Genomic DNA, 9,071 nt, shown 5'->3' with positions numbered 1-9,071 from the left:
AGATCCTTTTCGGTGGATTATGGACAGTACTACCTGCCATTCCATTGTAAGGGATCTTTTTTCTGTTCAGATAGTTAAATGATAGAAAATTGTGAAGATTCAGAGAAGATTAATGCAACGCTAGTGAATTACATTGTATATTTATCGTGATAGGGCAGCATAGGTGAAATTAAAGTAAAGGGAAACGATAGCGTTCAATGAACCGCCTTTTCACCAAGGCGTTTTTTTATGGTCAAATTTCAATACTAGAAATTAACATAGACATTCGAAAAAGACCGTCCAAAAAAACGGACGGTCGGGATGCCGAATTTTCTAGCAGATGCGGCCGCCGGAGACGAATCATAAGGAATCGGAAGCCCGGTGCTCCTCCATCTCACTCCTTATAGCCGAAGTCCGGAATGGCATGCCATCTTTTGCGAAGCTCATGAGCGGCGTACTTTGGCTTGCGGTCTCTTGTGAAAATGCCTTTCTTGTTGCCCTGTACCCGGATAATGCCCTGACTCGTGTTGAAATCGGCAAAGTTCCAGACCTGCTCGCCAATGAATTGGGGAAACTCGTCAAATACCTCGTGATTGGCCCGCAGGTACTCGGCCTGGTATTCCTCCGTAAACATGACCGGATCGACGTCATGGAGCCCGGCCACCGTATCGGCGCCATATTCGGTCATGATGATCGGCTTGCCCGGGCAGCGCCTGCCCCAGCCGGTAAATTCTTCGCGAAGCTTATGCTTGGCAAGCTCCCAGTCACCCCCTTCGATGTACCAGCCATAATAGCGGTTGAGCGCGAGCACATCGACCAGCTCGGCCACCTTGCAGGTATCGGGCGTAGAGCCAAGATGCGTGACGATGGTTACCGGTCTTTTCTGCGGATCCAGCTCCTTGGCCAGTTCAACCAGCGGCTTGAAATACGCATCCGCCCCTTCCTCCTCGGAGGCCGGTTCGTTCGCGATGGACCACATCACCACGCAAGGGTGGTTTTTATCGCGAGCCACCAGCTCCCGGATCACTTGCTGATGATGCTCTTGAGTCTGCAAAATTTCCCATGTTTTCCGCTTGGGTCCGCCTCCGAACAGAGTCGCCATGAAGTTCAAATGCAGACCGACGGCCGGCGTTTCATCAATAACGACGATCCCTTCCCTGTCCGCGAGCCGCATAATTTCTTCGGAATACGGATAATGCGCAGTCCGGAAGGAGTTAGCCCCGATCCATCTCATGAGATTGAAGTCCATGACATTGGCCGCTTCGTCAATGCCTCTGCCGTGAATAGGCGAATCCTCATGCTTGCCGAATCCCTTGAAATAAAAAGGCTTGCCGTTAATCAGAAATTGTCCATCCCGTACCGCAACGGTTCGTAACCCGAAAGGCTGCTCATAGCGGTCAACCGTCTCGCCGTCCTTGATCAGCTCGATCCGGAGAGCGTACATGTACGCCTTCATCGGCTCCCACAGCTTCGCCTCCGAGACCCGCACCACGCCGTTCGATCCGCTCGCCTCCGCTGCAGCCCGTCCGGATTGATCGATCACAGCAATCCGGATCTCCGCTTCTCCGACCGTCTGTACGTCATAGGCGACGTTCGCGGCTGTGCCGTCCAGCTCCGTAGTAACGGTCACATCCCGGACGTAGGTATGCGGCGTTGTATAAATTTTCACCGGACGATGGATGCCCGCATAGTTGAAGAAGTCGAAGTTAGGGGTATTGCGGACGACCTTGCCGAGGCCCGGGACTTCCTTCTCGCTGTAATTTCCGATGGGCAGCGTGGTTTCGTCGACGATATTATTTACCGCTACGGTCAACCGGTTGGCTCCGGGATGCAGCTCTTCGCGAATCTCCGCCTCAAAGGGCGTGAAGCCGCCCTTGTGCTCTACGACAAGCTTGCCGTTCACATATACCTTTGCCGTATGCGTAGCGGAGCCGAATCGAAGCACGATCCGCTGCGAGAGCAGCAGGCCCGGCACCGTGAATTCTCTCTCGTACCATACCCAGCCCACATGATTCCGAATGGCAGCGGCAACCCCGACATCATTATACGAAGCCGGTACCGGCATGTTCATCGTATCGGTCAGCGCCGATTCGAACCAATGCTCCTGAAAGCCTCTTCCATCATCGCATTTAAAATTCCAGATTCCGTTTAAGTCGATCAAAGCTCGTGTATCGGTCACGATAGGATACAGCATAAGGCTCCACTCCTTTATCCTGCATATTGTAAGCATTTACAATAAAGATTATACTACTAATATTTCCGCATTTGTAAGGACTGTATTAGCATTTATATGTGGATTTTAACGAGTTAAGGAAGGAGAAAGCCGAATGTTCCTATCTTTGGAAATGACATCGATGAGCCTGACCCTGTTTCAATTAACCGATATGAATACGATTATTCTGGATCAAGCCTGCTGCGTAACATTGGCCGCCGAAAAAGATGTGCTGCCGGATGTTTTGAACGAGTCGCAGCAGGAGGACTTCCATCATATGTACCGGACAGCCAAGCAAGCTTCCGAGCCATGCTGCCTATATACGAATTCATGGGGATTGACTTATTTATCCCGCCGTCTCGAGAGCGAGGAAGCCGCCATGATCATCATCGGCCCCTTTCTCATGCAAGCGCCCGATTCTTATTCCAACATCCATGTCGAACAGAGGAAGCATATGGAGCTGGAGGAGTTTTACCGGGGGCTGCGGCTGGTCAGCAGCACGAAGGTTCAGAGTATGGCCAATCTGCTGGAGCAGGCCGGCTCGCTCCGGCAAGCCGCTGTCCGGATGGTGGAGCCTCCGACCCGTCCTGTTGAAAGAACGTCCCGGAGCCGGAAGGAACATCTGCTAAATCAACCCGACGATCCTTGCGTCCATCTCATTGACAAGCGCTACCAGGTCGAGAAAGAAATGAGAAGCGCCGTCGAGCATGGAGATAAGGAGCTGCTCCGGAGGCTCCGCGCTACGACAAAGAATCTGTTCGATATGCAGGAGCGTTTCCCTAACCAGCCGCTGAGAGCGATGAAGAATGCGTTAGTTATCCTGAACACGCTGTTTCGCATAGCTGCGGAGAACGGCAAGGTGCAGCCCTTCTTCCTTCACCAGATCTCGGAGAGATTCGCCAAAAAAATTGAACGCTGCGAAACGATAAATGCTTTGAACTCGCTGAGCGTTCTCATGTCCGACGACTATTGCGACCTCGTTCGCGACCGTGCCCGATACGGATATTCGACTGTCGTCCAGAGCGCAGCGGAATACTTGTCGATTCACTTCAGTAAGCCGATGAATCTGAAGAATCTATCACATCATTGTCGGGTCCATCCTGCCCATCTGTCTCGACAATTCAAGAAGGAAACTCGCATGACGCTCACCGAGTTTCAACAGCGTCAGCGAATCCGCGAAGCCAAGGTTCTGTTGAAAACGGATCGGGCTACGATCGGCTGGATCGCCGGCTACGTCGGCTTCGACGATGCCGGTTTCTTCACGCGGGTATTCAAGAAACTGGAGGGAATGACCCCGTCGGAATACCGGAATTCTTGAGGAGACGCCGGGCAGCCCGGCAGAAGCGGACGCCCTTGACGTCCGCCGCGAGCGATACCCACCTCATTCACATCCTAAAATATAAATTATATGTAAATATTTACCTCGATCATAATCCCCATGTATAATGAATCTAGAAATGGTGCCCTGTACCATTTACTAGATTCATAGGAGGGATTATTTATGTTTTCCATGAAGCAAGGCCTGCTCTCTATTACTCTGTCCCTGGCTCTGTCCGTCACCCTGTTAGGAGCGCCATCTCCTACGGCCCAGGCAGCCACGTGTGCGGATGTGCTTTCGCCTATGACAGATCCTCTGGCGATCAAGATGGAGAATGGACAAACGGTGATCTGGGAGGGGGTTGACCCTCAATTAATCACGGCCCGGGATACCTATGCCAGCTTGATCAGGCAGAAAGGCTGGAGCATCACCTATACTTCGGCCTACCGGCCCTATCAATATCAAAGGCACTTATATGAAATCGTTCAAAATAAAAGTATTTGCCAGCAAGAAATGATCAAGCACGGATTAGGCACGCTGGTGGCCGCCCCTTCCTATACGGCTCCTCATACGGCAGGCGTAGCGTTTGATGCCGTTGTTAAAGATGCCAGCGGCAACGCTCTGAACGGCATGACCTTCGTATCGAGCCAGCTCATCAATCTGGCCGCGCAAGCCGGATTATCGTTTCCGCACACCACCACGGACGGCGTGCATCATCAGCTTGCAGCCGGCGGAACAGGCTCCACCCTGAAGGTAGGCAGCACGGGTGCTGCAGTCGTTACCCTGCAAACCAATCTTAATCGGGTCGGCTACTCGCTTAGCGCGGACGGTGTGTTCGGAAGCGGCACAGAAGCTATCGTGAAGCAATTCCAGTCCGCCCACGGGCTAACCGCTGACGGAATCGTCGGCTCCTCCACCTCCAGCAAGTTAAATGCGCTCGCAACGACTACAACGGTACTGCGTGTCGGCAGCACAGGAGATGAAGTAAAGGTGCTGCAGCGTCTATTAACCAAGAAAGGCTACTCCGTTACAGCCGACGGGGTTTTCGGTACCGGCACCGAAAGTACTTTGAAACGTTATCAGCAAGCCGCCGGCTTGACCGCAGACGGCGTAGCCGGCCCTGCGACCTGGACCAAGCTTCGCTCCTAACCGTTGCCCGACGTATCCCGCAGCTCTATCTAAAGTAAGCCGCACAAAAAACGCAGACCTTTGCTTAAGGCTGCGTTTTTTTGTGCGGCTTACGGCTTTCTTAAGACAGCTCCATCCTAATATCGGCGCAAGTCGATCTTGGTCCCCGTCCTCGCGCTGTCGATCGCGCCAAGCACCATGGCCATGCTCTTGATGTTGTCCCGGCAGTCCGTTTCGGCCGGACGGCCTTCCTCCAGCGCGGCGAACATCTCGTCGAGACAGCCGTCATGACCGGCTCGGCCCTGCCAGCGATACGAAGCCTCCACGCGCTGATATTCGCGGGTAAACCGCCCTTCCTGATCGCCCGGAACGAGGATCTCGGCATAAGGGGCGCCGTGGCCGTCCCAGACGGCCGTCCCCCGCTCTCCATTGACGCGCCACTCGGCATCCCAGGAGGTCGGCAAGCCTTCCGAGCACCAGGAACCCCGATAGGTGAAGACCGAACCGTCTGACATCTCGAATATACAAATGGCTGAAGCATGGCCCGCGTACCAGGAGCCCGGCGGGTTGAATTCGTGGCAGTACACCGAGATCGGATCGGCGCCAGTCAGAAACCGTGCCTGATCGAACGTATGAATCGCCATATCCAGAATAAGCGGGCTTGCCATTGCCTCCCGGAAGCCGCCGAAGTGGGCGCCGATGAAGAAGTCGGCGCCGATATAGCCAACCTTGCCGATGCCGCCGTCCTTCACGAGCTCCTTGAATGCCCGGATATTCGCATTGTATCGCCGATTCTGCATCACCGCATATGAGCGGCCTGTCCTCTCGGCTATCGCGATCAGCTCATGGCCTTGCGCCATCGCTTCAGCCATCGGCTTCTCGCCGAATACGTGAGCCCCGTGCTGAAGCGCCGTTGAGCAAACCTCGAAGTGGCTGGCCGGTATCGTAACATCGAATACTACATTGGCTCCGGTTTGCTCCAAAGCCTCGGTCAGATCCGTATACGTTCCGCAGGTCAGGCCATGGCGCTCTGCCATCGCCTGGGCAAACTCCTGCTTGATATCCACAAGCCCGACAATGCTCGTATGCTCCCTCGCAAGGGCATAGCTCGCCCAAGCATTCGCCATGCTTCCACAGCCGACGATAAGGATCTTATACTTGCTCATAGACTTTGCCTCCTTCATCAGTTCCATCATTCGCCTTGGCGCCCCATCATTGATTTTCACTTCTATATTAAGATAGAATTGGCTACAAGCTTGATTATATCCGCAATTCCCTGCGTTATCTCTATACAATCTTGCGATCTATTAGTCCTATCTTGAGTCCCTTCGAGAGGTGTGACCCCTGCTGTGACTTACCCGACTGATCTTAGAGAGGATACTCGCATGAACGACAGCGCTTACCCGCTGAACATGTTCCGCAATCGCTGCAAGGCGGGTGAGATGGGCAGATCTGCGCTTTATCTGCACTGGCATGATCATTTTGAATGGATCTATATGGTATCCGGCCGGGCCGTCTTCCATATCGATACTTTGCACTACGAGGCTCAGCCTGAGGACCTCCTGCTCGTGCCTCGCGGCAGTCTTCATGTGGGATACGCCGCCGTGGAGGAAGAGGTCGAATACTGGTCGCTTGTCTTCAATCCCTCCATGCTCGGCGGCATGCTTGGCGATCCGGTCCATGACCATTACCTGGCTCCGTTTCTGGAAGGCAAGCTGCGCTTCCCCGTACACTATGACAGCCGGGAACCCGAATTTCAAGCGGCCCGCGACATCATGCGTCTTATCAAGCGGGAATACGAGCACAAGCCGCGAGCGTACGAGCTCGTCGTCAAAGCCCAGCTCTATCTGCTCTTCTCCTTGCTTGCTCGAAGATATTTGCCCGAACGCGGCATGGAGCCGTTAGCGTCAGCAGATAAACGCATGGAGCGCTTCAAATCGCTGATCCTCCATATCCAGGCGAATTTTGGCGATAAGCTCACGCTCTCGGAAGCGTCGCAATTTGTTAACCTGACTCCTTATCACTTCTGCAAAGTGTTCAAATCCGCTACCGGACGCACCTTCGTGGATTTCGTCAACCGGATTCGGATGGACGAGGCCGAGCGGCTCCTGCGGACGGGCAGCTTAACCGTCACGGAAGTAGCCGAACGAGTCGGATGCGGGAATCTGAATTATTTCACCAAGCTCTTCAAGCAAATCAAGGGGACCACGCCATCGATCGCGAGAAAAAATGGAGAAGGCCTGTAGGTCCTTCGCATAACGCATAGTTTTCCATACAATGATTATAAGTATAGGCAATAAGTAGTAAAAAATAGCAATACGAATTGTATCATTGGGATCATGTAATTTTCCCCAACCGGTATATACTGACAACATCAACCAATAAGGGGTGGATGAAGTGTACCGGAGGCTAATGATCCAAGTGTTCATGCTGGGAATGTGTTTGCTTCTTCTTGTTCCGTCAGCAAGCGCTCAGACCGGGGAGCCGTACAATCATGCCAAGGCTTTGTTCAATCTGGAGGAGACCTGGTTTGACATCGCAACCGGAGAAGTGGTGGGAACCGTCACGAATACAGACCGGTCGGAGTTTTATATTCTTTATTACGACGATGACATTGGCTATCCGATGCCTGCCATGGTAAGCCTGGATGGCTTTACCTTTCGGATCCGGGATTTGGCCAAGGTCCAGCCTACCAAGTATGTACTCACGACCGTTCGCTGGTTCTCTACATACCGATGGGAATACAATGACGAGGGCTATAATATGTTCATCCTCGGGCAAAGAGGGGATGATTGGGTCATCTACAACCCGAATTATATCAGCAGCCCTTATATTTATACCGTCCGATATTCGGATAACGGCAAGTATAAAATCGTGACCAAGGTAAGTATAAGCAAATTTATTTCTCAATGACCATGCACGAAAAGCCGCCCGCAGCATGAAACAATGCCGGGCGGCTTCTCCCTATCCGTGGCCGATCATCGTTCCAAAGGCATGCCGGATTACGTCTCCGCGGCTTATGATGCCGACCAGAACGCCGTTGCGCTCGATAGGGAGCTTCTTGATTTTTCGGTTCCCCAGAATAGCGGCGATCCGGTCAACGTCCATATCCCAGGGGGCCGTGGTTACTTTCTTCCTGCATACCTTCATCACATTCTGCTCCAGGATATCGGCGACCTTCTCCTCCATGCCGCACGGATCGCTCACGATCATGGAGAAATACATAAAATCGATGACTCGGTCGCTTTTCTTCCCGATATTCCGCATAATATCCCCGTCGCTGATGTAACCGACGATTTCATTCCGGTCGTTCACGACAGGAAGGCCGCTGATCCGGTGATCGATAAATTTCTCGATGACCGCACGAACTTTATCATATTCCTTGACCTTGTACACGCTGCGGATCATTATGTCCTGTGCCAGCATGGAGTTGCCTCCTTCAGTTTTATCGCCGCCGACGAGTACACGAGCAGCAGCCATCGCGTCTTTCGATATACCATCATTAGCATATATTGCCTCATAAACGCAATACCCATGATCGCATAGAGCTTGTAATTTTTTGATTGGGGCATCCATCTTCCGGCTCAGCCGCTCAAAAAAACCATCATAAGCGATTTCATGCACACCACCCCGTGATGCTTATTCGCCAGGGGCTTTCGAACAAAGCGAAAGCCTCCCGCTTATCAGCAGGAGGCTCGCTACGTGAGGACTTCATTATTTGAAAACAACCATCAAACCATAAACCTGTAGCCCGATCCCCACACCGTTCCGATATATTGCGGCTTGGACGGGTTGGCCTCGATTTTCTCCCGGATTCGGGCGATGTGCACGGTTACGGTAGATACGTCGCCAAGCGCATCCATCCCCCAGATGCGTTCGAACAGCTCTTCTTTGCCGAATACGCGATTGGCATGCTGAAACAGAAAGAACAGCAGATCGAATTCTTTCTGCGCCAGCATAACCTCTTTGCCGTTCACGAACACCCTCCGCGAATCCCTCTGAATCTCCAGCCCCCGCACCAGCAGCTTGCCACCGTCATATCCTTTGCCGAACCGCTCCTTCATCCGTTCGTACTTCGCCAGATGAGCGTTGACCCGGGCCACCAGCTCGCCTGAGCTGAACGGCTTCGTGATATAATCGTCCGCGCCGTAGCCGAGACCGTTGATCTTATAGATTTCCTCGGCTCTGGCCGACACCAGAAGCACGGGAATATCATCCTTCTCGCGGACCTGCTTCAAGACCTCGAATCCGTCCATGCCGGGAAGCATGATATCCAGGATGACCAGCTCAAACACCTGCTCCCCCAGCGCCTTCAGCCCCTCCGGGCCGCTGTTCACAATCTTGACCGAGTAGCCGCTCAGCTCCAGATAATCCTTCTGCAGAGTGGCGATGCTCTGGTCGTCCTCGACGATCAGTATCCTCTTCATCGTAACC

The 9,071-nt window shown here is 53.0% G+C and carries 8 protein-coding genes; 4 read left to right on the top strand and 4 right to left on the bottom strand.

Annotated features, from left to right (window positions below; genetic code table 11):
• Positions 1-373: 373 nt before the first annotated feature.
• On the bottom strand, positions 374-2,173 hold the full coding sequence (gene uidA / locus GSF01_RS24105; protein ID WP_159887833.1) for a beta-glucuronidase: 1,800 nt from the start codon (positions 2,171-2,173) through the stop codon (positions 374-376).
• Positions 2,174-2,306: 133 nt separating this feature from the next.
• Here uidA and GSF01_RS24100 point away from each other — a divergent pair, with 133 nt between their 5' ends.
• Both GSF01_RS24100 and GSF01_RS24095 read left to right on the top strand, forming a co-directional pair.
• Positions 2,307-3,509, top strand: coding sequence for a helix-turn-helix domain-containing protein (locus GSF01_RS24100; RefSeq protein WP_159887832.1), 1,203 nt, complete (start codon positions 2,307-2,309; stop codon positions 3,507-3,509).
• Between the two features lie 183 nt (positions 3,510-3,692).
• Positions 3,693-4,658, top strand: coding sequence for a peptidoglycan-binding protein (locus tag GSF01_RS24095; protein WP_159887831.1), 966 nt, complete (start codon positions 3,693-3,695; stop codon positions 4,656-4,658).
• Positions 4,659-4,774: 116 nt separating this feature from the next.
• Here the strand turns inward: GSF01_RS24095 and GSF01_RS24090 are convergent, their stop codons facing one another.
• The gene (locus GSF01_RS24090; RefSeq protein WP_159887830.1) at positions 4,775-5,803 is read right to left on the bottom strand and encodes a Gfo/Idh/MocA family protein; all 1,029 of its coding nucleotides are present in this window, start codon (positions 5,801-5,803) and stop codon (positions 4,775-4,777) included.
• 219 nt (positions 5,804-6,022) lie between these two features.
• Here GSF01_RS24090 and GSF01_RS24085 point away from each other — a divergent pair, with 219 nt between their 5' ends.
• Together GSF01_RS24085 and GSF01_RS24080 are read left to right on the top strand one after the other, a co-directional pair.
• Positions 6,023-6,883, top strand: coding sequence for a helix-turn-helix transcriptional regulator (locus GSF01_RS24085; RefSeq protein WP_159887829.1), 861 nt, complete (start codon positions 6,023-6,025; stop codon positions 6,881-6,883).
• 151 nt (positions 6,884-7,034) lie between these two features.
• Positions 7,035-7,550: a hypothetical protein gene (locus GSF01_RS24080; protein WP_159887828.1), complete on the top strand. Its 516-nt coding sequence runs from the start codon at positions 7,035-7,037 to the stop codon at positions 7,548-7,550.
• A 51-nt stretch (positions 7,551-7,601) separates the two neighbouring features.
• Here GSF01_RS24080 and GSF01_RS24075 read toward each other — a convergent pair whose 3' ends face one another.
• A complete protein-coding gene (locus GSF01_RS24075) occupies positions 7,602-8,063 on the bottom strand; it encodes a CBS domain-containing protein (RefSeq protein WP_159887827.1) in 462 nt (153 codons plus the stop codon).
• 305 nt (positions 8,064-8,368) lie between these two features.
• A complete protein-coding gene (locus tag GSF01_RS24070; protein WP_159887826.1) occupies positions 8,369-9,064 on the bottom strand; it encodes a response regulator transcription factor in 696 nt (231 codons plus the stop codon).
• Positions 9,065-9,071: the final 7 nt, after the last annotated feature.

The organism is Paenibacillus puerhi (genome assembly GCF_009846885.1).
GTDB lineage: Bacteria > Bacillota > Bacilli > Paenibacillales > NBRC-103111 > Paenibacillus_G > Paenibacillus_G puerhi.
The sequence above is the reverse complement of the archived record's forward strand: the minus strand, read 5'-3'. Positions and strand labels throughout refer to the sequence as shown.